Origin of the sequence: Bradyrhizobium sp. AZCC 1678 (assembly GCF_036924765.1) — a bacterium.
In the GTDB taxonomy this organism is placed as follows: Bacteria; Pseudomonadota; Alphaproteobacteria; order Rhizobiales; family Xanthobacteraceae; genus Bradyrhizobium; species Bradyrhizobium algeriense.
This window is the reverse complement of sequence record NZ_JAZHSE010000001.1, coordinates 1061008-1085149: the sequence shown is the minus strand read 5'-3', so window position 1 is coordinate 1085149 and position 24142 is coordinate 1061008. Positions and strand designations below refer to the sequence as shown.

Below are 24142 nucleotides of genomic sequence, written 5' to 3'. Positions count from 1 at the left end.
AGGGTGGTGACCGTCTCTTACCCTCCCCTGGAGGGGTCGAGACGAGCGAAGCTCGCTCTTGGGTCGACGCTCATGAAATGAGCGGCGGGCTGGGGTGACGGTCTCTCCTTGCGAACAGTGCCCGAGTTGAGAGATCACCCCACCCCGTCACGCATCTGACGATGCGTGCCGACCCACGAGCGAGCTTTGCTCGTCTCGGACCCCTCCAGGGGACGGTAAAAAAGACTCTGCTTGAGAGTCCTCCGCGCACGCTACGCGAATGTCATCACAATGACGGGCCCCATCAAAATCCTAGTTGCAAGTTCCCTCTCCCGTGTTTCTAATTGGAATAATTATAAAACATCGGGAGGTACCACGCGTGTCGACAGTCAAACTGACGGTAAACGGCAAAGCCGTCTCGGCCGAGGTCGAGGACCGGACCCTTCTCGTCCATCTCCTGCGCGACAATTTGAACCTGACCGGCACCCATGTCGGCTGCGACACCAGCCAGTGCGGCGCCTGCGTCGTCCACATCGACGGCCGGGCGGTAAAATCCTGCACCGTGCTGGCCGGCCAGGCGGCGGGTTCGAACGTCACCACCATCGAGGGCATCGCCAAAGGCGACGAACTGCACCCGATGCAGGCGGCGTTCCGCGACAATCACGGCCTGCAGTGTGGTTACTGCACCCCGGGCATGATCATGTCGGCGATCGATATTGTGCACCGCCACAGCGGCAAGCTCGACGAGGCGACCGTCCGGCACGAGCTGGAAGGCAACATCTGCCGCTGCACCGGCTACCACAACATCGTCAAGGCGGTGCTCGATGCGGCCGGGCGCATGAAGGTCGCGCAGGCGGCGGAATAGAAGCCGCCGGCCAGCAATTTTTCGAATTCAACACCGCGTTTCGAAGGAAATGGCGGGAACAATAACTCCGGTTGGGAGGACAGGACATGGGCGTTGAAGGCATTGGCGCAAGCGTGGTGCGCAAGGAAGACCGCCGTTTCATTACCGGCAAGGGCCGCTACGTCGACGATATCAAGCTGGTGGGGATGACCCACGCACACTTCGTCCGCAGCCCACATGCGCATGCCAGGATCAAGAGCATCGACACGTCGGCGGCGATGAATATGCCGGGTGTGGTCGGTGTCCTGACCGGCCAGCAACTCGTGGACGACAAGATCGGCAATCTGATCTGCGGCTGGGCCATTACCTCCAAGGACGGCACCGGCATGAAGATGGGCGCATGGCCGGCGATGGCGCCGGAGACTGTGCGCTTTGTCGGCCAGGCGGTCGCGGTCGTGGTCGCCGAGACCAAGAACCAGGCCAAGGACGCGGCCGAGGCCGTGGTCGTCAATTACGAAGAGCTGCCCGCCGTTCCGGACATTCGCGCCGCGATCGCGCCGGGCGCACCGCAGTTGCACCCGGAAGCGCCGGGCAACGTGATCTATGACTGGGTCATCGGCGATGAAGGCGCGACCGATGCCGCGTTCAAGTCGGCGGCCAATGTCGTGTCACTCGACATCACCAACAACCGGCTGGTGCCGAACGCCATGGAGCCGCGCGCGGCGATCGCCGAATATAACGAGCCGGAAGAGCATTTCACGCTCTACACGACCTCGCAGAATCCGCATGTCGCCCGCCTCGTGCTGTCGGCGTTCTACAACATCGCGCAGGAGCACAAGCTGCGGGTGGTGGCGCCCGACGTCGGCGGCGGCTTCGGCTCGAAAATCTTCATTTACCCTGAGGAAATGGTGGCACTGTGGGCCTCCAAGAAGGTCGGCCGTCCCGTGAAGTGGACCGGCGACCGCACCGAAGCCTTTTTGACCGACGCCCATGGCCGCGACCACCTCACCAAGGCGGAGATGGCGTTAGACAAGGACAACAAGGTCACCGGCCTGCGCGTAAAAACCTACGCCAATCTCGGCGGCTACATGTCGCTGTTCTCCTCCTCGGTGCCGACCTATCTCTATGCGACGCTGCTGTCGGGCCAGTACAACATCCCCAACATCTTCGCCGAAGTGATCAGCGTCTATACCAACACGGTGCCGGTCGACGCCTATCGCGGCGCAGGCCGTCCCGAAGCAAGTTTTGTGGTGGAACGGCTGATGGAGACGGCGGCGCGACAGTTGAAAGTCGATCCGGCCGAGTTGCGCCGCAAGAACTTCATCACGCAATTCCCGCACCAGACGCCTGTTATCATGGCCTACGACATCGGCGACTTTAATGCCTCGCTCGATGCGGCGATGAAGGCGATCGATTACGCGGGCTTCCCGGCGCGCAAGGCGAAAGCCAAGTCCGAGGGCAAACTCCGCGGCATCGGCGTTTCCTGCTACATCGAGGCCTGCGGCATCGCGCCGTCCAAAGCCGTCGGTAGTCTCGGCGCCGGCGTGGGCCTGTGGGAATCGGCGGAAGTGCGCGTCAATCCGGTCGGCACCATCGAAGTCCTGACGGGATCGCACAGCCACGGCCAGGGTCATGAGACGAGCTTCTGCCAGCTGGTGGCAGAGCGCCTCGGCATTCCGATCAGCCAAGTGCAGATCGTCCATGGCGACACTGATAAAGTGCAGTTCGGCATGGGCACCTACGGTTCGCGCTCGGCGGCTGTCGGTCTCACCGCGATCCTGAAGGCGATGGAAAAGGTCGAAGCCAAGGCCAAGAAGATCGCAGCCCATCAGCTCGAGGCATCCGAAAACGACATCGTCATCGAGAACGGCGAGTTCAAGGTCACCGGCACCGACAAGTCGATCGCGCTGCCGATGGTCGCGCTCGCCGCCTACACCGCGCACAATTTGCCTGACGGCATGGAGCCGGGCCTGAAGGAAGGCGCGTTCTACGACCCGACCAACTTCACCTTCCCGGCCGGCGCCTATATCTGCGAAATGGAAGTCGATGCCGCCACCGGCAAGACTTCCTTCGTCAACTTCGTGGCGGCGGACGATTTCGGTCGCCTGATCAACCCGATGATCGTCGAAGGCCAGGTCCATGGCGGCCTTGCCCAGGGCATCGGCCAGGCGTTGCTGGAGGGCGTGGTGTATGACGCTTCCGGCCAGCTCGTGACCGCGTCGTTCATGGATTACACCATGCCGCGCGCGGACGATCTGCCGTCGTTCAAGCTGTCGCACACGACCACGCTGTGTCCGGGCAATCCGCTCGGCGTCAAGGGCTGCGGCGAAGCCGGCGCGATCGGCGCTTCGGCTGCCGTGATCAACGCCATCACGGATGCGATCGGCAACAACGAACTGGAAATGCCGGCGACGCCTGATCGGGTGTGGCACGCCATTCACGGCAACGCATAAGAGGGAGCAAAGTCATGTACCAGACAACCTATCACCGCCCCTCCTCCGTCGACGAAGCGGCAAGCCTGTTCGCCAAGGGTTCGGACTCGAAGTACCTGGCCGGCGGCCATACGCTGATCCCGGTCATGAAACAGCGGCTGGCCTCGCCATCCGATGTCATCGATCTCTGCAAGATCAAGGAACTGGTTGGCATCGAGCCAACCGGTGACGGAATCATGATCAAGGCGGCGACGACCCATCACGACGTGGCCTCGAGCGAGACGGTGCAAAAGGCGATCCCGGCGCTGGCCTACCTTGCCACGCTGATCGGCGATCCGGCCGTGCGGCATCGCGGCACCATCGGCGGCTCGCTCGCCAACAACGATCCCGCGGCCGACTATCCGGCGGCGGTGCTGGCGCTCGGCGCCACCGTGAAGACCAACAAGCGTTCGATATCGGCGGATGATTTCTTCAAGGGCCTGTTCACCACGGCGCTCGACGACGGCGAAATCATCACCGCCGTGTCGTTCCCGGTTCAGGCCAAAGCGGGCTACGCCAAGTTCAACCACCCGGCGTCGCGCTTCGCCCTGACCGGCGTGTTCGTCGCCAAAACCCCGGGAGGTGACGTCCGCGTCGCAGCCACGGGCGCATCGCAAAACGGCGTAATGCGGGTGTCCGCGATCGAGGCGGCGCTGAAGGCGAACTGGTCGGCAGGCGCGATCGACGGCGTCAAGATTTCCGCCGATGGCTTGATGAGCGATATTCACGGAACATCGGACTATCGCGCCAACCTGATCAAGGTCATGGCGCAGCGCGCGGTGACCGCCGCGGGCTAGCAGCGCCTGAACACAACTTTCATGCGAGCGGCGCGCAGCAATGCGCGCCGCTTTCGCATTTTGATACGATTCTCGGCAAAAGATGCTTGCCACGCTCTCGCTTCGGCAGGACAATTTAGCTAATCAACTAATTAAGACGCTTCTGTTGGGAGAGAAAACAAGTGCTCGACAAACCAGCCGCCCAATCCGCTACCCGCACCTCCGGCCCGCTCGCCGGTTTCCGCATCGTCGAATTCGCCGGCATCGGCCCGGGCCCGTTCGCCTGCATGCTCCTGGCGGATATGGGCGCAGAGGTCGTTACGCTTGACCGCGTCGGCGCCGGCAAGAACCTGAAGGCCGTCGCGGTACGCGGCCGCAAGGTCATCGAGCTTGATCTGAAGGATAAAGCTGCCATCGCGCAGGTCCTCGACCTGCTTGCCGGTGCGGACGCACTGATCGAAGGTTTCCGCCCCGGCGTGATGGAACGTCTCGGCCTCGGCCCGGACGTCGTGCTCGCGCGCAATCCAAAGCTGGTCTATGGCCGCATGACCGGTTGGGGCCAGGAAGGCCCGCTTGCTAACGCCGCCGGTCACGACATCAACTACATCTCGATCACCGGCGCGCTTGCGGCGATCGGGACGAAGGAAAAGCCGGTGCCGCCGCTCAACCTCGTCGGCGATTTCGGCGGTGGAGCGCTCTACCTCGTGGTCGGCGTGCTTGCCGCCATGCTTGAAGCCTCGAAGTCGGGCAAGGGCCAGGTAGTGGACACCGCGATGTGCGACGGCGCGGCATCGCTGATGTCGATGTTCTTCGACATGAGCGCGATGGGGCGCTGGACCGAGGGCCGCGACCAGAACTTTCTCGATGGCGGTGCGCATTTCTATGGCGTCTATGAATGCTCCTGCGGCAACTTCATCTCGATCGGCTCGATCGAACCACAATTCTACGCGCTGCTGCGCAAACATGCCGGCCTGACCGACGCCGATTTCGACGCGCAGATGGACCGCAAGGCCTGGCCGGCGCTGAAGGACAAGCTGACAAAGGTGTTCAAGAGCAAGACCCGCGAGGACTGGTGCAAGATCATGGAAGGCACCGACATCTGCTTCGCACCGATCCTGACCATGGCGGAAGCGCCGAAGCACCCGCACATGGCGGCGCGCAAGGTGTTCGTCGAGCGCCATGGCGTGACCCAACCCGCGCCCGCGCCGCGTTTCTCACGGACGCCGTCGGCGATCCGCGAGCCGGTGACGGCGGATATCGGCGAACTGACGAGCGCGTGGAAGGCGGGAAGGTAATACTCACCGTCATTCCGGGATGGTCCGAAGGACCAGTCCCGGAATCTCGAGATTCCGGGTTCGATGCTTCGCATCGCCCCGGAATGACGACGACGTTTGAGAGCTACGCCGCGTTCCCCACCTTCAACACCCCTCTTCGAATCTGATCTTCCTCGATCGATTCGAACAGCGCCTTGAAATTACCCTCGCCGAACCCGTCATCGCCCTTGCGCTGGATGAACTCGAAGAAGATCGGCCCGATCGCGTTCGCCGAAAAGATCTGCAGCAGCACTTTTGTCTGGCCGCCATCGACGACGCCCTCGCCGTCAATGAGAATGCCGTCGCGCTGCAGACGGGCGACGTCCTCGCCATGCCGCGGCAGCCGCGCGTCGATCTTCTCAAAGTAGGTATCGGGCGGCGATGGCATGAATGGCAATCCTGCCTCGCGCAGCGTCTCGACGGTAGCGTAGATATCCCGCGCGCCGCAGGCGATGTGCTGAATGCCCTCGCCGCGATAGATGTTGAGATATTCCTCTATCTGGCCAGAGTCACCTGCGTCCTCGTTGATCGGGATTCGGATCTTGCCGTCCGGGCTGGTCAGGGCACGCGAGAATAGGCCCGACGCACGGCCCTCGATGTCGAAGAACCGGATCTGGCGGAAGTTGAACAGCGTCTCATAGAAGCCGGTCCACACATCCATGCGGCCGCGATGGACGTTGTGGGTGAGGTGATCGATGTAATAGAGCCCGGCGCCCGCGGGACGCGGGTCCTTCGCGCCAAGCCATTCGAACTCGATGTCGTAGGCTGAGCCCTTGGCGCCGTAGCGATCGACGAAATAAAGCACGCTGCCGCCGATGCCCTTGATGGCGGGAACATCGAGCGTCTTCTGCGCGGAAGAAACATCAGCGGCCTCCGCACCGAGCGAAAGCGCCCGCTGATAGGCCAGCGTCGCATCAACCACGCGAAACGCCATCGACGGCGCGCAGGGCCCATGCGCGGCGACGAAGCCATAGCCGTGGGTGCCGGGCTCCTCGTTGACGAGGTAATTGATGTCGCCCTGGCGATACACCGTGATCTTCTTGGTCTTGTGGCGGGCGACCGGCGCATAACCCATCAGCGCGAACAGCGCGTGCAGCTCCTCGGGCTTCGGGTGGGCGTATTCGACGAACTCAAACCCATCGGTGCCCATCGGATTGTCGGCGCTGATGGTGGCAGCCGGCGCGTCATGCGGAAACGGACCCATAGAGAATCTCCCGAAAATTGATCTGGATCAATATCGATCGAAACGGGCGCAAAGTGCGTGCAAATGGCGGTGTAGTTATCTATAATCGCGCACATATCGTGCATAGAAACGGCAATTTCCGCATGATCTCCGTAGACGCCTTCGACCTCAAAATGCTCGCCGCCCTGCAGGACGACGGCCGGCTGACCAACCAGCAACTCGCCGACCTCGTCGGCCTGTCGGCCTCGCAGTGCTCGCGGCGGCGGATGCGGCTGGAGGAAGAGAGGGTGATCGCGGGCTACCACGCCGACCTCGCCGGCGAAGCCCTCGGCTTCAACCTGATCGCCTTCGTCCACATTACGCTGGCGACGCATTCGCCCGACAACGCCAAGAAATTCCGCGCGCTCGTCAACCGTGTCGACGACATCCAGGAAGCATACTCGCTGACCGGCGATGCCGATTACGTGCTGAAGATCGTGCTGCGCGACCTGAACGACCTCTCCGGCCTCGTCAACGACGTGCTGATGCCGCACCAGAGCGTGGCCCATGTGCGCTCCTCGATCGTGCTGGACCGGCTGAAGGAGAGCGCGAGGTTGCCGCTGAAATCCTGACGTGGCCCAATTCGAGGGAAATTTGTCATTCGCGTTTTCCAGCCGATTTGCGATGATCGCCCGGAATCACACCGCGAGGCGACGATGGCGCTGCAACTCCGCCCGAACTGCGAATATTGCGACAAGGACCTGCCGCCAAGCGCGACGGACGCGCTGATCTGTTCCTATGAATGCACGTTCTGCGCGGATTGCGTGGACAACAAGCTGCATAATGTCTGCCCGAACTGCGGCGGCGGTTTTGTGCCGCGGCCAATCCGGCCCGCCACCGAGCGGCGGCCCGGCGTGTGCGTGACGAAGCAGTTGCCATCGGATAAGCGGGTGCACTTGAAGCACAGCGTGGAAGATGTCGCCGCTCATTCGGCGCGGCTCAAGGACATTCCGCCGCAGGAGCGGTGAAGCCTCGCGTCATTGCGAGATGCCGTAGGGTGGGCAAAGCGAAGCGTGCCCACCATCTCGCAGCTGGGTGGCTGATGGATGGTGGGCACGTCGCTTCGCTCCTTTGCCCACCCTACGGCATCTCGCGATGACGGAGAGACAGAGAGTCACTCCGCCGCCAAAATCGTCCCCTCGACCTCGCCAAATCCGACGCGGTAGCCGTCGCCCTGGCACCAGCCGCGCATCACGAGCGAATCCCCGTCCTCCAGGAACGTCCGTTTCACGCCCGCGGCCAACTCCACCGGTTCGGTGCCGTTCCAGCTTATTTCAAGCAGGCTGCCGCGCTGATCCTTTTCCGGACCCGAGATGGTGCCGCTCCCTAAGAGATCGCCGACATTCATGGCGCAGCCGCTTGAAGCATGGTGCACGAGCTGCTGCACCGACGACCAGTACATGTATTTGAAATTGGTGCGGCTGATGTTTTGGGCCTCGTTCATCGGCGCGGCACGCAAGCCGACCTCGAGCGCCATGTCGTAATTGTTCGGCTGCACCTGCTGAAGATACGGCAGCGGTTTTGGATCCTGCACAGGCCCATGCAATCGAAATGGCTCCAGCGCCTCGCGCGTCACTACCCACGGGCTGATCGAGGTCCCAAACACCTTGGCCTGGAATGGCCCGAGCGGCACATACTCCCATTGCTGGATATCGCGCGCGCTCCAGTCGTTCAGGATCACGAAGCCAAAGATCATTTCCTCGGCCTGCTTCTCCGTGAGCATCTCGCCCATCACCGACGGCTGGCCGACGATCACGCCCATTTCCAGTTCGAAATCGAGCCGCTTGCATGGCCCGAAACTCGGGACCTCGGCGCTCGGCGGCTTCAACTGTCCGCGCGGACGGCGCACCGGCGTGCCGCTGACGACGACGGTGGAAGCACGGCCGTTGTAGCCGATCGGCATGTGCAGCCAGTTCGGCTGCAGCGCGTTGTCCTTGCCGCGGAACATCACGCCGACATTGGTGGCGTGCTCCCTGGACGAATAGAAATCGGTATAGCCGGAGACGGCGAACGGCATGTGCAGCTTGACGTCAGCCATCGGCACCAGCGCGCGCTTGCGCAAGCTCTCATTGTCGCGCAGTTCCGGATGATCCTGCCGCAGAAGCTCGCTGATCCGCGCGCGCGTGTTCGACCAGACTTTTGGTCCCAGCGCCATGAACGGATTGAGTTGAGGTGCTGCGAACACCGCCGGCTCGACGACATCGAAGCGGCAGTCCTGCGCGAGCTGCCAGAGATCGAGCACGTAATCGCCGATCGCGACGCCTATGCGCGGGGCGAGCCCGTCCTTGGCGGAGAATACACCGTAGGGGAGATTCTGGATCGGGAAATTAGACGTGGCGTCGACGTCGATGAAGGAGCGGAGAGAGGGATCGTTGGGATGGGGCATGGTTTCCTCGTGAGTGCGGCGACGCTTTTTTCACCCTCCCCTGGAGGGGGAGGGTCGGCCCATATTGAGCGCAGCGAAATATGAGACGGGGTGGGGTGATCTCTCGACTCGGGCACTGTTCGATGCGGAGAGACCGTCACCCCACCCCGCCGCTCATTTCATGAGCGTCGACCCTCCCCCTCCAGGGGAGGGTAAGATGGTCACGGCTTGTTCGGGTCGAACCGCTTCTCCAAGCCCTTCCAGCAATCGGCGTAGTCACCCTGCAAGGTCGCCGACTTCGCTGCGTGCGCCGTCACACGTTGCGGAAAACGCGTCTCGAACATGAAGGCCATGGTGCCGGTCAGCTTCACCGGCTTCAACTCGCCGTTGCTGGCGTGATCGAACGCCTGGCGATCCGGGCCATGCGGCAGCATCATGTTGTGCAGCGAGATCCCGCCGGGGACAAAACCTTCCGGCTTGGCGTCGTAGACGCCGTAGATCAGCCCCATGAACTCCGACATGATGTTCATGTGATACCAGGGCGGACGGAACGTGTTTTCGGCGACCGCCCAGCGTTCCGGGAAAATCACGAAGTCGATGTTGGCGGTACCCGCGGTCTCCGACGGCGAGGTCAGCACCGTGAAGATCGAGGGATCGGGATGGTCGAAGCCGATGGCGCCGACCGGCGAGAACGTGCGCAGATCGTATTTGTAGGGCGCGTAATTGCCGTGCCACGCCACCACGTCGATCGGCGAATGCGGCAAGGTCGTCTTGAACAGCGAGCCGCCCCATTTCACGTAGAGTTCGGTCGGCGTGTCCTTGTCCTCGTAAGCCGCTACGGGCGTGAGGAAGTCGCGCGAATTGGCGAGGCAGTTGGCGCCGATCGGCCCCCGTTCGGGCAGCGTGAAGGCGCCGCCATAATTCTCGCAGAGATAGCCACGCGCGGGCCCTGACGGAATCTCGACGCGGAATTTCACGCCGCGCGGGATCACCGCGATCTCGCCGGGTTCAATGTCGATACGGCCGAATTCGGTGACAAGACGCAGATTGCCCTGCTGGGCCACGAACATCATCTCGCCGTCGGCATTGTAGAAGTGCTGATCGACCATCGACTTCGTGATGAGATAGACATGCGCCGCCATGCCGGCCTGGGTGTTGGCATCGCCCGCCGTGGTCATGGTCTGCACGCCCTGCAGGAAGGTCATGTCCTCCTCTGGGATCGGCGCCGGGTCCCAGCGCAGCTGTGCGATCGGCAGTTCATATTCGTGACACGGCGCGGTGCGCCACAGCCCGGCATCGGCTCTGGCAAAGCGCCCTGAATGCTTCACCGACGGGCGAATCCGATAAAGCCATGAGCGCTCATTGCTGCCGCGCGGCGCTGTGAACGGCGAGCCGGAAAGCTGCTCGGCATAGAGCCCGTAGGCGCAGCGCTGCGGCGAGTTGCGCCCCATCGGCAGTGCGCCGGACAACGCCTCGGTCTCAAAACTGTTGCCGAAGCCGGACATGTAGCCCGGCGTCAATTGCCCGGTGCCTCGAACCATCTGATCAGGCGAGGTGTTGATATTCATGGTCATCCTCCTCCTTGCAGGGCGGTCCACATTTCCTGGTCGCGCTTGTCGGTCCAGATCACGGGATCGTCGATCCCCGATGCTTCGTCGAACGCGCGCGAGACGTTGAACGGCAGGCAGTGCTCGTAAATGGCGAAGCTGGAGAATTTCGGGTCCATCACCTCGCGGGTCGCGGCCATGGTCTCCTTCAGCGTGCGGCCCTTGGCGACCGAGCTTTCTGCTGCGCCGTAGAGCGAGGTGACAAAATCCCGCGTCATCGCAATCGCGTCGCGACCGGTCGAAAGACCTTTCAGCGCATCGCCACGGCCCGGCGCGATCGCCTTCGGATTGAAGGCGCGAATTTCATTCAGCGTGGCCGGCCATTCGCGCAAATGCGCGTCGCCGCAATAACAGGCCGAGTGGTATTCAATGAGGTCACCCGAGAACATCACTTCGGCATCCGGCACCCAGGCCACGATGTCGCCCGAGGTATGCCCCGCGCCGAGCTGCATCAAACGCACCTCGCGTTTGCCCAGATAGATCGACATCTCGCCTTCAAAAGTCAGCGTCGGCCAGGTCAGGCCGGGGATGCTCTGCGCATCCTGGAACAGGCGGGGAAATCGGCCATATTCGGAATCCCAATCCTGCTGGCCGCGCTCCTCGATCAGCCGATGGGTTTCCGCCGAAGCCACGATGCCCTGCGCCTTGTAGGCGGAAGCGCCGAGCACGCGCACCGCGTGGTAATGCGACAGCACGACGTACTTGATCGGCTTGTCGGTGACGGTACGCACTCGCTCGATCACTTTATTTGCCATAGCCGGCGTCGACTGCGCGTCGAACACCAGGCAACCGTCGTCGCCGACGATGATCGCCGAGTTCGGATCGCCCTCGGCGGTGAACGCGTAAAGATCAGTGCCGATTTCGGAGAAGGTGATCTTCTTCTCGGCGAGATCCGTGGTGGACGCGAAACCTTTGGCCATCAATTCGATTCCTGACTTCGTTCGAGATGTGAATTATTGCTGCTGTTGTTGCTGCTGTTGCTGGCTCGCATCGAGCATCCGCCGCTTGGCAAGGGCGATGGCCTCGTTCAGCACATCGAGGTCGCCGATGTGGTTGGCCAGCACCAGAACCAGCGCCGCGTCGAGATCGGCGCTTTGCGCCTCGCTCAGTCCGCGATGCGCCTCGACGACGGCGCGAAATGCGTCGTCAGGCTTGGCAAAATTCGAACTGGTCGACAGCGCCATGACAAAACCTCAGTTCAGGCCGGACGCGCGCGACAGCGCCGCATCGACTGCCGATCGTGACGGCTTGCGGAAACGCGCCGCAACGTAGCCATCAGGCCGCAGCAAATAGGCAGAGCCCGATTCGGCATCGTAACGCGCCGCAGCAAGGCCCGCGGCATCGGTCAAGCCGCCATCGCCGCCAATGCGGATGACGCCCACCCCTTCCGGTACTTCCGCAGCCGCACCATTGCCAAACTCCAGCAGTGTGAACCGCGTTCCACTCTTGATGAAGGCATCCGTCAGGAACATCGGCTCACCGTTTGCGGCGGCGACCGGCGCATCCTGCATCGAGGCCCCGGGTTGCGGGCCGCCGCGCCAGGAATCGCCGTCGGCGGTCGAGAGCGGTGTCGCGTAGATCGAGGGCGTCGAGAGACGCCCCCCGTTCACCATGCGCTTGCCGAATTCGGTTTCCTTGGCGAGCGACAGCACCGCCTTGCGCAGCCGCGCCTCCTGCGCTGTCACCGGCGCCATGAAGTCGGTCGAGCGCGTGGACTCGCGGATGTTCTCGTCGGCGGCAGCGCTGCGCTCGGTGTGATAGCTCTCGAGCAGCGCCTCGGGCGATGTTCCCCGCAGCACGCGATCGAGCTTCCACGCAATATTTTCGGCGTCTTCGAGGCCCGAATTGGCGCCGCGGGCGCCGAACGGCGAGACCTGGTGCGCGGCATCGCCGGCAAAAATCACCCGGCCATGGATGAACTTGTTCATCCGCCGGCACTGGAATTTGTACAGCGAGATCCATTCGAAATCGAACTTGTCGTGCCCAAGCATGCGCGCGATGCGCGGCCGCACATTCTCCGGCAGTTTTTCGACAGCGGGCTCGGCAAAACGATTGAGCTGCAGATCAATCCGCCAGATGTCGTCGGGCTGCTTGTGCAACAGCGCGGAGCGCCCGGCATGGAACGGCGGATCAAACCAGAACCAGCGCTCGGTCGGAAACGCGGCTGTCATCTTGACGTCGGCGATCAGGAACTGGTCCTCGAACACCTGGCCCTCAAATTCCGCACCCACCATCTGTCGCAGCGACGAGCGCGCGCCGTCGCAGGCGATGACATACTGCGCATTCAGCCGATACGGACCATCAGGCGTCTGGATCGTCAAAGCCACGTAGTCGTTGCGCGGCTCGAGCCCCGTCACCTTGTTGCGCCAGCGCAGGTCGATTGCTGGAAGCTCGCCGACGCGGTCGACCAGATAGGCCTCGGCATAGAATTGCTGCAGGTTGATAAAAGCCGGCCGCTTGTGCCCCTGCTCGGGCAGCAGATTGAACTGGTAGAGCAACTGCTCACCGTGAAAGATCTTGCCGACGCTCCACACCACGCCCTTGTCGACCATGCGCTGGCCGATGCCGAGCCGGTCCCAGAATTCGAGCGAGCGTTTTGAGAAGCAAATCGCCCGAGAGCCCTCGCCGATCCGATCGGCATCGTCGAGCAGCACGACGGATTGCCCGCGCTGCGCCAGATCGATCGCCAGCGACAGCCCCACGGGACCCGCACCGACCACGACGACGGCGTGTTCGGCCGGATTTGGCCCCGCCCGGTCCTGATCGGGGTGGCGGCGATAGCCGAACTGGGTATTAGTCTGCGCCATGCGGGCTCAATCCCCTGACTAGCCAAGGGCGTGCGATCCTGTTAAATTAGTCGCACCTGCAACTATCTTTAAACCCCGAGCCGGGTCCGGCGTCAACTCAAATCGAGGCTATCTTTGCCGAAAGCGTCTTCAAGCGAGGTGGCCACCGGTCCGCGTGACGAAAGCGCGTCGAAGAAGGACGCCAGGCTGGATCTCTTTGAGTTCGTCCCGTTCCGGCTGAACCGGCTCGCGGCCGAGGTCAGTTCGGCGCTGTCGGCGGAGTATGCGGTCCGCTACGGGCTCGATATTCCGGAATGGCGCGTGCTGGCGACGCTCGGCTTCCGCCACGATGCCTGCAGCGCGCAGTACATCGCCCAGTGCACCCGCACCCACAAATCCACCATCAGCCGCGCGGTCACGTCGCTGATGAAGCGGCAGATTGTCGAGCGCGTCGAGAACGAGGACGACCGCCGCGAATTCCGGCTGCGCCTGACGCGCAAGGGCGCAACGCTCTACGAGGAACTGATCCCGCGCTTGTTGCGCAGGGAGCAGGAGATATTGTCATGCCTCTCCGCGCAGGAGCGGCGCGATTTCGCGCGGCTGCTGGGCAAGATCGAGCAGAGCCTCGATCTGGTGCAGACCAGCGAAGAGGCGGACGCGAAGGAAGCCTACTGACCGGCTCACTTCACTGCCGTCACCACGATCTCCACGATGTGCGGCGGCTCGAGATCGACGCCGATGCAGGCGCGCATCGGCGGATTTTTGGTATCGACCCATTCGTCCCAGGCGCGGTTCATCTCGCCCTTGCGCTTGATGTCGGTGATATAGACGATGGCCGAGAGGATCTTGCTCTTGTCCGTGCCACACAGCGCGAGGCTTTCGTCGATCCGGGCGAGCGCCTTTGCGCTTTGCTCGTACATCGAGGGACTGACCGGATCGGGCGCGACCGCCACCGTGAAAACCAGATCGTCATGAGCGACGGCGCGGCTGCGGGTTGGCGTGAGCCCGGGAAAGCGGCTGATCATGGTTGCCTCCAGTTAGCGACTATCAAAGTGTGGTGTGCACCTCATTCCGGGGCGATGCGGAGCATCGAACCCGGAATGACGACGTTCACAACCGATCAATGTGCTTCGCGATGACAGGAAAATAATTATCCCCTGAACCGGCATCGATGGCTTCCTGCAGCACCTTGCCGATCAATTCCGCGCCGCGAATTCTGATGCCGGCGTCGGACGCCAGCTCCAGCGCGTAAGACAAATCCTTCAGCGCATATTCGGTCGAGAACGCGCGCTCCGGAAAATCACCGGGCACGATCGCCTTCATGCCGTGATTGCGTAGCGCAAAACTGTCGGCCGAGCCCTTTGAAAGCGTATCGAGCAGCAGTTTTGGATTGACGCCATTGTGCTTCGCCACCGCAACCGCCTCGGCCAGCGCGTTGACGGTTTCGAACAGCACCATGTTGTTGAGAATTTTCGTGACCTGCCCCGCGCCGACCTCGCCGCAATGGGTGATGTCGGTCGCAAAGCAGCGGATCAGCGGCTCGATCTCAGCGTAAAGCGCGGGCGTTGCTCCGACCATCACGCTGAGCGTGCCGTCCTGCGCCGCCTGTCGCGTGCGCGCGATCGGCGCATCGGCCCAGGCCGCGCCCTTGGCCTGCAATTGATTAGCAAAATCGCGAGTCTGGCTGACCGAGGACGTGCCGAGATCGACCACGACCCGCCCGCTCCGGATGTTCTTGAGGATGCCATCGCCCTCGAACACCGCGCGCACATGCTTGGCGCTCGGCAGGCACAGGAACAGCAAATCGCTTTGCCTGATCACATCGGCAACGGAGCCTGCGGTCTCGGCGCCCTCTTCCCGCAGCCGCCCCAACGGCTCCGGCGACAGATCAAAGGCAAGGACGCGCTTGCCGCTTTTCTTTGCCAGATTGCGGCAGATCGGCTCCCCCATCACGCCGAGGCCGATGAAGCCGATCGTCTTGAACGTTGACATCACAACCATCAGCTATTTCACGAACGAGCGTGATGGCGCCAGGTGCAGCGCGAACGCATCGACCTTGTCGCTGGCGCGCGGATAGATCTCGCTCACGATCGGATCGTGGCCGGGAATGAAACGGTCGGGATGGCCGGCAAGCCGCTCGACGATTTCCCAGCCCTGCGCCATATCGCCGACATTGTAGACGATCGGAAACGGGCTGCGCTTCTGCAGATTGGCATAGTAATGCGCCGCGTCCGACGCCAGCACCACCGGCCCGCGCGCCGTTTCCACGCGCACCACCTGCAACCCGTCGGAATGGCCGCCCACGCGATGCACCGTCACGCCGGGCGCGATCTCGCCATCGCCGGAATGAAAGGTGACGCGCTCGCCGTAGACATGGCGCACCATCGTGGTGACGTGCTCGACCGAAAACGGATGCCGCAGCATGCCGTTGCACATGCAGCGTCCGGTCGCGTAGCTCATCTCGCGGTCCTGCAGATGAAACCGCGCGTTCGGGAAGCGATCGAGATTGCCGGCGTGGTCGTAATGCAAATGGGTGACGATCACGTCGCGAATCGTGTCGGCGGCGACGCCGAAATTCGCCAGCGCGTCGACCGGATTGAGCGTCAGCTTGCGCGAGCGCGCCTTCGCCTCTTCGGCATTGAAGCCAGTATCGACCAGGATGTCGCGGCCACCCCCTCGGACCAGCCAGACGAAATAATCCAGATCCTGCGCCGTGGTCTCGTGCGGATCGGGGATCAGAAAATTCAAATGGGGGGTGCGCGGCGACATCGTGGCATAGCGCAGCGCGTAGATTTCGTAGGCATTTCCCATCGGTGTCACTTTTTTCTTGGATGTTTGGATTGGCCGATCACGGCAACAAGCCATTGTCATCCGCAAAGGTCAAACCCGGAAGACGAATGACAGCCGCGCGACCAGGCGGCACGCTATGTGAGAGGGATCACATTACCATCGACGGAATGGAGCGCGGGCGGCGAACTTGATCCCCGCCGAAGCTTGTCATCGGGCTTGCCAAACAGCGAGGCCCGGTGGCGGCGCACACAGGCCGAAAGGAACTCTTCAGATCGCCTTCGTGATCTGTGGCCGACCGTTGCCGGAGCGCCACTTATTCCCTCCATTCGCCGAGTCCCATCGCGGTTAATTGTCGCAATTAGTGACGACATCGCAAGCGGTTGCAAGCGGTTGACGGACTGCGGGCGCGGTTTGATAATGCCGATAGCGTAGAGTAAGGTCGCCGCGGCGCGAGCTGGCATCGGCGCTATTTTGGCTGGACTGCCGTGATCTGGACTGCCGTCATTATGAAAATCCGCCTCGCATTACTCCTCACATTGTTTTTTTTCGTTGCGTCGGTGGCCCCGTCGTTCGCAGCCGGTGAGCGCTATGCGCTCGTGATCGGCAACGCGAAATATCCGGACGCCGAGGCGCCGCTCAAGGAGCCGATCAACGATGCGCGCGACATCGCCGAAGAGCTCAAGCGCGACGGTTTCAATGTCGATATCGGCGAGAACCTCACCGGCGAGCAGATGCGCCGCGCTTTCGAGCGCCTGTATGGCAAGATCAAGCCGGGCTCGGTGGCACTGATATTCTTCTCTGGTTTTGGCGTGCAATCGAGCCGCCAGAGCTACATGATCCCCGTCGATGCCCAGATCTGGACCGAGCCCGACGTCCGCCGTGACGGTTTCAGCCTCGAGACCGTGCTGGGGGAGATCAACAGCCGCGGCGCCGGCGTCAAGATCGCGCTGATCGATGCCTCCAGGCGCAATCCGTTCGAGCGCCGGTTCCGCAGCTTTTCCGCCGGCCTTGCGCCGGTGATTGCGCCGAACGGCACGCTGGTGATGTATTCGGCTGCGCTCTCGTCCGTCGTTTCCGACAATGGCAGCGACCGCAGCCTGTTCGTGAAAGAGCTGCTGAAGGAAATCCGCACTCCCGATTTGATGGCGGAGGAAACGCTCAATCGCACCCGTGTGGGCGTGACCCGCGCCTCGCGCCAGGAACAGGTGCCGTGGATTTCGTCGTCGCTGGCCGAGGATTTCTCCTTCATCCCCGGCGGCTCAGGCCCGCGACCGGCGAGCCCGCCGCAGACTCCGGTGGCCACGGCGCCTGCAGCGCCAGCTGCTCCTGCTCCCTCGCCTGCGCCTGCACCGCCACCGGTGGTGGCCGCACCGGCACCTCCGCCGCCGCCCGCGTCGCCAAAACCGGCTGAAGCCGCGATTCCTCCACCCCCGCCGCCGGCCAAACCGGCCGAGAGCCCCAGTCCGACCGCGGTCGCGCTTGCCGACGATCCGACCATCAAGAGCCTGAACGCCAAGCTCAACGAAAATCCGGACGATGCGGCTGCGCTGTACCGGCGCGGGCAGGTCTATGCGAGCAAAGGCGCCTACGAGCTCGCCATCAAGGACTTCAACAATTCGCTGCGGCTGAACCCGAAGGATGTGGAAGCCTTCAACAACCGCTGCTGGGCGCGCACGGTGATCGGCGACCTGCAGGCGGCCCTGAAGGATTGCAACGAGGCGTTGCGGTTGCGACCGAATTTCGTGGATGCACTCGACAGCCGCGGCCTCGTCAACCTGAAGAGCGGCCAGAACAAGAATGCAATCGCTGATTTCGATGCCGCTCTCAAGATCAACCCGAGATTGACGTCGTCGCTGTATGGTCGGGGCCTTGCCAAGAAACGCAACGGCTCAATTTCCGAAGGCGACCTGGATATTAACAATGCGAAGGCGATGGACCCCAATATCGTCAAGGAATTCGCCGATTACGGGGTGCAGTGACGATTTTTTTTAGATGAAGGCTAGCGGCCCCTCGAACCCGGTGGCGGGCCGTCCAGACTAAAGCAAAGCAGCCGCCTGCGATCCAAGGTCCGGCAGCTCATTTGGATGACGTTGGAACCGCGTGGGAAGCCCTCAGGAGGGGGACTGGCAATGGCAAATATCTCGGCAGCGAAAACCTTTACCGCAATCGTCTCGGTTGCAACGCTCGGCGCCGCAATTTCCCTTGGTGCGGGAACCGCCCTGGCCCAGGACAAGAACGTCACCGAGGACCAGATCGTCCGCGCGCTGGCGCCCGAAAAGAAGCCGCTGACCCGCGGCCTTTCGACCGGCCCGCAGACCACCGTCGACCCGGCCGTAACCGCCGCCGAGGGCAAGTTCGTCCAGAAGATCCGCGGTCGCTCCACGCGGTCGCTTTCGAGCGCCGAGCGCGAAGAGATCGCCGCCATCGTCAAGGACAAGCCGAAGATCGATCTGGAGATCAACTTCGACTACAACTCGGCCGATATCAGCGCGAAGTCGCTGCCGTCGGTTCAGGCGCTCGGCCGCGCGCTCACCAACAATGATCTCAAGGGCTCGACCTTCGTGGTCGCCGGCCATACCGACGCTGCCGGCGGCGATGCCTACAACCAGGATCTCTCCGAGCGCCGCGCCGACGCGATCAAGCGCTATCTCGTCGACAAATATGGCATCAACGGCACCGATCTCGTCACCGTCGGATATGGCAAGAGCAAGCTCAAGGATCCGGGCCAGCCGATGGCGGAAGTGAACCGCCGCGTCCAGGTGGTCAACATGGAAAACAAGGCCACGGCGTCGAACGCAGCCAGATAAGGCCTTGCAATAAGGACCTGCAAGCAAGGGCGTGGCGCCGACCAATAGTTTCCGGCTACAATGCGTCCCGCAGCACCCGTGCGGGACGCATTCGTTTTGGGCTCCATTGCAGGTCGTCGGCCGGCCAAATGCGCCCTGTTTGATTTGACTTCCAGTCTGGATTGATCCGGCGATGAAATTCTCCGAATACCTCAAACCTGCGCTCGGAGTGGCTTTCGTTGCCGTTCTGGCCGTCGGCTATTACTGGTTCGAGCACCGTCCGCGCGCGGAAGAAAAAGACACGCCGGGTCAGGCGCTGGTGGTCGTGACCAAGTCCACCAATGCCTGCTTCTCCGACATGGTGCGGGTCACCGGCTTTATCGTGCCGCGCCGCGAGGCCCAGGTCGGCGTCGACCAGGAAGGCTCCAGGGTCACCGACCTGTTCGTCAAGGAAGGCGATATGGTCACCGAAAATCAGGAACTGGCGCGCCTCACCGCGCCGCCGCAGCAGCCGGGAGCCCCCGGCGGCCGATCCGGGCCGATATCGCTACGCGCACCTGCCGCCGGCCTCGTCACCGAAGTCAGGACCGCGGTCGGCGCTCCCGCCTCGCCGCAGGCCAGCCCGATGTTCCGCATTTCCGTGAACAATGAAATCGAGCTCGAAGCCGAAGTGCCGAGCGTTCATCTGCTCAAGCTCAATCCGGGTGCTACGGTGCGCATCAGCCGTGATGACGCGCCCGATGTTGTCGGCAAGGTCCGGCAGATCTCGCCGCAGATCGACCGCACCACCCAGCTCGGCAAGGTGCGGATTTCGCTGAACAACAATCCCTCCCTCAAGGTCGGCATGTTTGCCCGCGCCAATATCGACGCCAAGCGCTCGTGCGGCGTCGCCGTCCCGCGTACCGCCATCGACCGCCTCACCCTGCAGGTCGTGAAAGGCAACACCATCGAGACGCGACGGGTGCGCGTCGGCCTGACCTCCGAAACCTCCACCGAAATTCTTGAAGGCCTCGACGTCGGCGAAACCGTCGTGGCCGATGCTGGCACCTCTTTGCATGACGGCGACCAGGTCAAGACCATGTTCGCCGATGAACTCGAGCGCACGCGGGCACGCTAATGGCTTTGAATATCTCGGCATGGTCGATCCGGAACCCGCTGCCTTCGATTGTCTTCTCGATCATCCTGCTGGTGCTGGGCTGGGTCAGCTTCACCAAGCTCGCGGTGACGCGGCTGCCGAGCGCCGACATTCCGGTGATCTCGGTCGCGGTCGCGCAATTCGGCGCGGCTCCCGCCGAGCTGGAGAGCCAGGTCACCAAGACCATCGAGGACGGCGTATCCGGCGTCGAGGGCGTGCGGCATATTTCATCCTCGATCACCGACGGCCTGTCGGTGACCACGATCCAGTTCGCGCTGGAGACCAACACCGACCGCGCGCTCAATGACGTCAAGGACGCCGTCACCCGCGTTCGCTCCAACCTGCCGCAAAACGTCAACGAACCGCTGATCCAGCGCGTCGACGTGATCGGCCTGCCGATCGTCACCTATGCCGCGATCTCGCCCGGCAAGACACCGGAGCAGCTTTCCTATTTCGTCGACGACGTCGTCAAACGCGCGCTGCAGGGCGTGCGCGGCGTGGCGCAAGTCGAGCGTATCGGCGGTGTCGAGCGCGAGATATTGGTCTCGCTCGATCCGGACCGGCTGCAGGCCGCAGGGCTCACGGCCGTCAATGTCAGCCAGATCCTGCGCGGCACCAATGTCGACCTCGCCGGCGGCCGCGCCGAAATCGGCAAAAACGACCAGGCGATCCGCACGCTGGCCGGCGCCAAGACGCTGAACGAACTCGCCGGCACCATGATTCCGCTGTTCGGCGGCGGCGAGGTGCGGCTCGACGATCTCGGCACCGTCACCGACACCATCGCCGACCGCCGGACTTTTGCCCGCTTCAACGGCGAGCCGGTGGTGGCGCTCGGCATCAAGCGCTCCAAGGGTGCCAGCGACGTCGTGGTTGCAGCCGCCGTGCAGAAGCGAATCGATGCGCTGAAGGTCGCCTATCCCGACGTCGACCTGAAGCTGATCGATACCTCGGTCGACTTCACCAAGGGCAACTACGATGCGGCGATCTCGACCTTGTTCGAGGGCGCAATCCTTGCGGTGATCGTCGTGCTGCTGTTCCTGCGCGATATCCGCGCCACTATCATCGCCGCGATTTCGCTGCCGCTGTCGATCTTCCCGGCGTTCTGGGCGATGGATCTTCTCGGCTTCTCGCTGAACCTGGTCTCCTTCCTCGCCATCACGCTGTCGACCGGTATTCTGGTCGACGACGCCATCGTCGAGATCGAGAACATCGTACGCCATATGCGCATGGGCAAATCGCCCTATCGCGCGGCACTCGAAGCCGCCGACGAAATCGGCCTTGCCGTGATCGCGATCTCGCTGACGATCATCGCGATCTTTGCTCCCGCCAGCTTCATGTCCGGCATTGCCGGGCAGTTCTTCAAGCAGTTCGGCATCACCGTGTCGGTGCAGGTGTTCTTCTCGCTGCTTGCCGCGCGCTTCGTCACGCCGGTGCTCGCCGCCTACTTCCTCAAGGATCACCCGCACGAGGACCCGCCGCCCGGGCGAATCCTGCAGACCTACACCAAGTTGGTGACCTGGTCGGTGAAGCACTATTTCATCACCGTCCTGATCGGCTTCGGCGTCTTCGCCGCCTCGATCTGGAGCATCACACTGCTGCCGCAGGGCTTCCTGCCGGCGCAGGATACCGCGCGCTCGCTGCTCGCGATGGAGCTGCCGCCGGGCTCGCAGCTCGCCTATACCGAGAAGGTGACGGAGGAAATCGTCGCCCGCCTGCGCAAGCGGCCCGAGGTAAAGAGCATCTTCGTCGACGGTGGAAGGGTGCCGCCGGGAACACAGGAAGTGCGCCGCGCGGCGCTGATTATCAATTACACGCCGAAGGCCGATCGCAAGATCACGCAGCGGCAACTCGAGCTCGAGATCGGCCAGGAACTGGAAAACGTTCCGGACATCCGCTTCTGGTTCCTCGACGAGAACGGCCTGCGCGCGATTTCGCTTGTCGTGACGGGGGTCGACAGCAACATCGTCAACAACGTCGCCAGCGAGCTGGCGACGCAGATGAAGCGGATTCCGATCATCGCCAACGTGATTTCGGAAACCTCGCTCGACCGGCCTGAACTGCGTATCCGGCCGCGCGCCGAACTGGCGGCGCGGCTCGGCGTCTCCACCGAGAGCCTGTCGCAGACAATTCGTGTCGCCACCATTGGCGACGTCGGCCCGGCCTTGGCGAAATTCGATGCCGGCGACCGTCAGGTGCCGATCCGCGTCCAGCTCGAGGACAATGCACGCAGCGATCTGCAGATGCTGCAGCAATTGCGGGTGCCGCTCGGCCAGCGCGGCGAGCGTGGCGGCGTGCCGCTGTCGGTTGTCGCCGACATCCAGCTCGATCAGGGCCCGACCAGCATCAACCGTTACGACCGCGAACGGCAGGCGACGGTGGCCGCCGACCTCGTCGGCAACGCAGCGCTCGGCGACGCCACCAAGATGATCTACGACCTTCCGGTCATGAAGAGCCTGCCGAAGGGCGTGAAGGTCAGCCCGTCGGGCGACGCCGAAAGCCTCAACGAATTGTCGGAAGGCTTTGCCACCGCCATTACCGCCGGCCTGATGATGGTCTACGCCGTGCTGGTGCTGCTGTTCGGCACCTTCCTGCAGCCGATCACCATCCTGTTCTCGCTGCCGCTCTCGATCGGCGGCGCGATCGCAGCACTTCTGCTGACCGGCAAGCAGCTCACGACGCCGGTGTGGATAGGCATTTTGATGCTGATGGGCATCGTCACCAAGAACGCGATCATGCTGGTGGAGTTCGCGGTGGAAGCGATCCGCGAAGGCAAGAAGCGCGACGAAGCTATCATCGACGCCGGCATGAAGCGTGCGCGCCCGATCGTGATGACGACGATCGCGATGGCCGCGGGCATGATGCCATCAGCACTGGCGTTTGGTGCCGGCGGCGAATTCCGCTCGCCGATGGCCCTCGCCGTAATCGGTGGCCTGATCTTCTCCACCATCCTGTCGCTGGTGTTCGTGCCGGCGATGTTCATGGTGATGGACGATCTCGGCGCCCTGTGCTGGCGGCTGGGCAAGAAGCTGATCGTCTCCAGCGCAGAGACGGAGTCCGCAGGTCACGGATCGGAGCACAAGGAGCCGCCCGCCAAGGGCCCGCCGGCAATGTCGCCTGCGGCGGAGTGAGAGAGCATTTCGATTTCGCCGGTCCCGATATCGCTGAGGATCGTCGCCGTTACGACCACTTTCGGCAGACACGGATTGCCGTGCCGTTTGACGAGGTCAAGGCATGGGTTGCGAGCTGGGGGGCCGGCAACGAATTGCCCGGCCGCAACCTCGCAGGATCGGATGATCCTTCGCGATCCGCTTCGGCGCGGCCGACATTCTCTGGCACGGTCGCGAAGCGAGCGTGTACCCCGCAGCCCCTACTCGTTCCGCGCCACCGCCGTCAGCTTGGTCATGTTCTGCAGCAATATCCGTCCGCGCTGCAGGTCCAGAATGCCGTCCTTGCGCCAGAGTTGCAGTTGACGGTTGACGCTTTCGCGGGCGGCGCCGACGAAGACGCCGAGTTGCTCCTGCGAGATGTGCACTTCGGAACCGAAATCGGAGGCGAGCGCGCAGAGCCTTCGCGCCAGGCGAACCGGCAGCGGCTGAAGCACCGATTCCTCCATCCGCTCGCTCTGCCAGCGGATGCGCTGGCACAACAGCATCATGATCTTGATCGCGACCTTCGGCTCGCGCTCGAGGAAGGCCAGAAAATCCTCGCGCCGCAGCACGAAAAGTTCCGAAGGTTCGCCGGCGGTTGCGTCCGCAGTGCGGCTCTCCCCGTCGAGGACGGCGACCTCGCCGAACAGATCGCCGGGCCCCATGAAATTCAGCGTCAGGCGGCTGCCGTCGGAGGCGCCGGTCTCGATCCGGATCTGGCCGCGCCGGACCCCGTACAGCGCGTCGCCGGCATCGCCCTTCTGGAACAGCATTTCGCCGAGGCCGAGCTGCTGGGTGTGGCAAAGGCCGGAGATGCGCTGCAATTCGTCGGCGCCCAGATCCGCAAACATCGGGTTCATTTTCAAAATGACCGCAAATTCGGCCTGTTTGCTCATTGTACTACCTTCCAAAATAAGCCCGG

Annotated in this window: 21 protein-coding genes; 11 read left to right on the top strand and 10 right to left on the bottom strand. The window is 62.9% G+C overall.

Features of this window, described 5'->3' with window-relative positions; all coding sequences use genetic code 11:
• Nucleotides 1-358 precede the first annotated feature (358 nt).
• The 4 genes from V1294_RS05150 to V1294_RS05135 all read left to right on the top strand — a co-directional run bounded on the left by V1294_RS05150 (nucleotide 359) and on the right by V1294_RS05135 (nucleotide 5365).
• The gene (locus tag V1294_RS05150) at nucleotides 359-844 is read left to right on the top strand and encodes a (2Fe-2S)-binding protein (RefSeq protein ID WP_334488368.1); all 486 of its coding nucleotides are present in this window, start codon (nucleotides 359-361) and stop codon (nucleotides 842-844) included.
• An 86-nt stretch (nucleotides 845-930) separates the two neighbouring features.
• A complete protein-coding gene (locus V1294_RS05145; protein WP_334495561.1) occupies nucleotides 931-3276 on the top strand; it encodes a xanthine dehydrogenase family protein molybdopterin-binding subunit in 2346 nt (781 codons plus the stop codon).
• Between the two features lie 14 nt (nucleotides 3277-3290).
• Nucleotides 3291-4091, top strand: a complete 801-nt coding sequence (locus V1294_RS05140; RefSeq protein WP_334495559.1) for an FAD binding domain-containing protein — start codon at nucleotides 3291-3293, stop codon at nucleotides 4089-4091.
• 161 nt (nucleotides 4092-4252) lie between these two features.
• Nucleotides 4253-5365, top strand: a complete 1113-nt coding sequence (locus V1294_RS05135) for a CaiB/BaiF CoA transferase family protein (protein ID WP_334495557.1) — start codon at nucleotides 4253-4255, stop codon at nucleotides 5363-5365.
• 103 nt (nucleotides 5366-5468) lie between these two features.
• On the opposite strand, the gene hppD is transcribed toward V1294_RS05135, so the two are convergent.
• The gene (hppD, locus tag V1294_RS05130; RefSeq protein WP_334495555.1) at nucleotides 5469-6587 is read right to left on the bottom strand and encodes a 4-hydroxyphenylpyruvate dioxygenase; all 1119 of its coding nucleotides are present in this window, start codon (nucleotides 6585-6587) and stop codon (nucleotides 5469-5471) included.
• A 122-nt stretch (nucleotides 6588-6709) separates the two neighbouring features.
• Between hppD and V1294_RS05125 the strand changes: the two genes are divergently transcribed.
• Both V1294_RS05125 and V1294_RS05120 read left to right on the top strand, forming a co-directional pair.
• The gene (locus V1294_RS05125) at nucleotides 6710-7177 is read left to right on the top strand and encodes an Lrp/AsnC family transcriptional regulator (protein WP_334495553.1); all 468 of its coding nucleotides are present in this window, start codon (nucleotides 6710-6712) and stop codon (nucleotides 7175-7177) included.
• Between the two features lie 84 nt (nucleotides 7178-7261).
• The gene (locus tag V1294_RS05120; protein WP_334495551.1) at nucleotides 7262-7573 is read left to right on the top strand and encodes a DUF1272 domain-containing protein; all 312 of its coding nucleotides are present in this window, start codon (nucleotides 7262-7264) and stop codon (nucleotides 7571-7573) included.
• 146 nt (nucleotides 7574-7719) lie between these two features.
• On the opposite strand, the gene fahA is transcribed toward V1294_RS05120, so the two are convergent.
• From fahA to V1294_RS05095, 5 genes are all read right to left on the bottom strand, one after another.
• A complete protein-coding gene (fahA, locus tag V1294_RS05115) occupies nucleotides 7720-8991 on the bottom strand; it encodes a fumarylacetoacetase (RefSeq protein WP_334495548.1) in 1272 nt (423 codons plus the stop codon).
• Nucleotides 8992-9191: 200 nt separating this feature from the next.
• On the bottom strand, nucleotides 9192-10538 hold the full coding sequence (gene hmgA / locus V1294_RS05110) for a homogentisate 1,2-dioxygenase (RefSeq protein ID WP_334495546.1): 1347 nt from the start codon (nucleotides 10536-10538) through the stop codon (nucleotides 9192-9194).
• A 2-nt stretch (nucleotides 10539-10540) separates the two neighbouring features.
• Nucleotides 10541-11497 (bottom strand): MBL fold metallo-hydrolase, encoded by a 957-nt coding sequence (locus V1294_RS05105; protein WP_334495544.1) that lies wholly within the window; start codon nucleotides 11495-11497, stop codon nucleotides 10541-10543.
• A gap of 33 nt (nucleotides 11498-11530) precedes the next feature.
• Nucleotides 11531-11761, bottom strand: a complete 231-nt coding sequence (locus V1294_RS05100) for a DUF2783 domain-containing protein (RefSeq protein ID WP_334488341.1) — start codon at nucleotides 11759-11761, stop codon at nucleotides 11531-11533.
• Between the two features lie 9 nt (nucleotides 11762-11770).
• Entirely contained in the window at nucleotides 11771-13384 is a 1614-nt protein-coding gene (locus tag V1294_RS05095; RefSeq protein WP_334495542.1) for an FAD-dependent oxidoreductase, read from the bottom strand.
• A gap of 138 nt (nucleotides 13385-13522) precedes the next feature.
• Between V1294_RS05095 and V1294_RS05090 the strand changes: the two genes are divergently transcribed.
• The gene (locus tag V1294_RS05090) at nucleotides 13523-14038 is read left to right on the top strand and encodes a MarR family winged helix-turn-helix transcriptional regulator (protein ID WP_334490158.1); all 516 of its coding nucleotides are present in this window, start codon (nucleotides 13523-13525) and stop codon (nucleotides 14036-14038) included.
• A gap of 5 nt (nucleotides 14039-14043) precedes the next feature.
• Here V1294_RS05090 and V1294_RS05085 read toward each other — a convergent pair whose 3' ends face one another.
• The 3 genes from V1294_RS05085 to V1294_RS05075 all read right to left on the bottom strand — a co-directional run bounded on the left by V1294_RS05085 (nucleotide 14044) and on the right by V1294_RS05075 (nucleotide 16174).
• Nucleotides 14044-14388, bottom strand: coding sequence for a RidA family protein (locus V1294_RS05085; protein WP_334488336.1), 345 nt, complete (start codon nucleotides 14386-14388; stop codon nucleotides 14044-14046).
• Between the two features lie 85 nt (nucleotides 14389-14473).
• A complete protein-coding gene (locus tag V1294_RS05080; RefSeq protein ID WP_334495540.1) occupies nucleotides 14474-15364 on the bottom strand; it encodes an NAD(P)-dependent oxidoreductase in 891 nt (296 codons plus the stop codon).
• Between the two features lie 3 nt (nucleotides 15365-15367).
• Nucleotides 15368-16174 (bottom strand): N-acyl homoserine lactonase family protein, encoded by an 807-nt coding sequence (locus V1294_RS05075; RefSeq protein ID WP_334495539.1) that lies wholly within the window; start codon nucleotides 16172-16174, stop codon nucleotides 15368-15370.
• Nucleotides 16175-16659: 485 nt separating this feature from the next.
• On the opposite strand from V1294_RS05075, the gene V1294_RS05070 reads away from it, so the two are divergent.
• The 4 genes from V1294_RS05070 to V1294_RS05055 all read left to right on the top strand — a co-directional run bounded on the left by V1294_RS05070 (nucleotide 16660) and on the right by V1294_RS05055 (nucleotide 23202).
• Nucleotides 16660-18132, top strand: a complete 1473-nt coding sequence (locus tag V1294_RS05070; RefSeq protein WP_334495538.1) for a caspase family protein — start codon at nucleotides 16660-16662, stop codon at nucleotides 18130-18132.
• 150 nt (nucleotides 18133-18282) lie between these two features.
• Nucleotides 18283-18960, top strand: coding sequence for an OmpA family protein (locus V1294_RS05065; protein ID WP_334488328.1), 678 nt, complete (start codon nucleotides 18283-18285; stop codon nucleotides 18958-18960).
• A 172-nt stretch (nucleotides 18961-19132) separates the two neighbouring features.
• Nucleotides 19133-20056 carry an efflux RND transporter periplasmic adaptor subunit gene (locus V1294_RS05060; RefSeq protein ID WP_334495536.1) on the top strand — a complete coding sequence of 308 codons (924 nt, stop codon included), beginning with the start codon at nucleotides 19133-19135 and terminating at the stop codon, nucleotides 20054-20056.
• Nucleotides 20056-23202, top strand: coding sequence for an efflux RND transporter permease subunit (locus V1294_RS05055; RefSeq protein WP_334495534.1), 3147 nt, complete (start codon nucleotides 20056-20058; stop codon nucleotides 23200-23202). The genes V1294_RS05060 and V1294_RS05055 overlap by 1 nt, the downstream gene beginning before the upstream one ends.
• 239 nt (nucleotides 23203-23441) lie before the next feature.
• Here V1294_RS05055 and V1294_RS05050 read toward each other — a convergent pair whose 3' ends face one another.
• Nucleotides 23442-24116 (bottom strand): Crp/Fnr family transcriptional regulator, encoded by a 675-nt coding sequence (locus tag V1294_RS05050; RefSeq protein WP_334488324.1) that lies wholly within the window; start codon nucleotides 24114-24116, stop codon nucleotides 23442-23444.
• Between the last annotated feature and the right edge of the window lie 26 nt (nucleotides 24117-24142).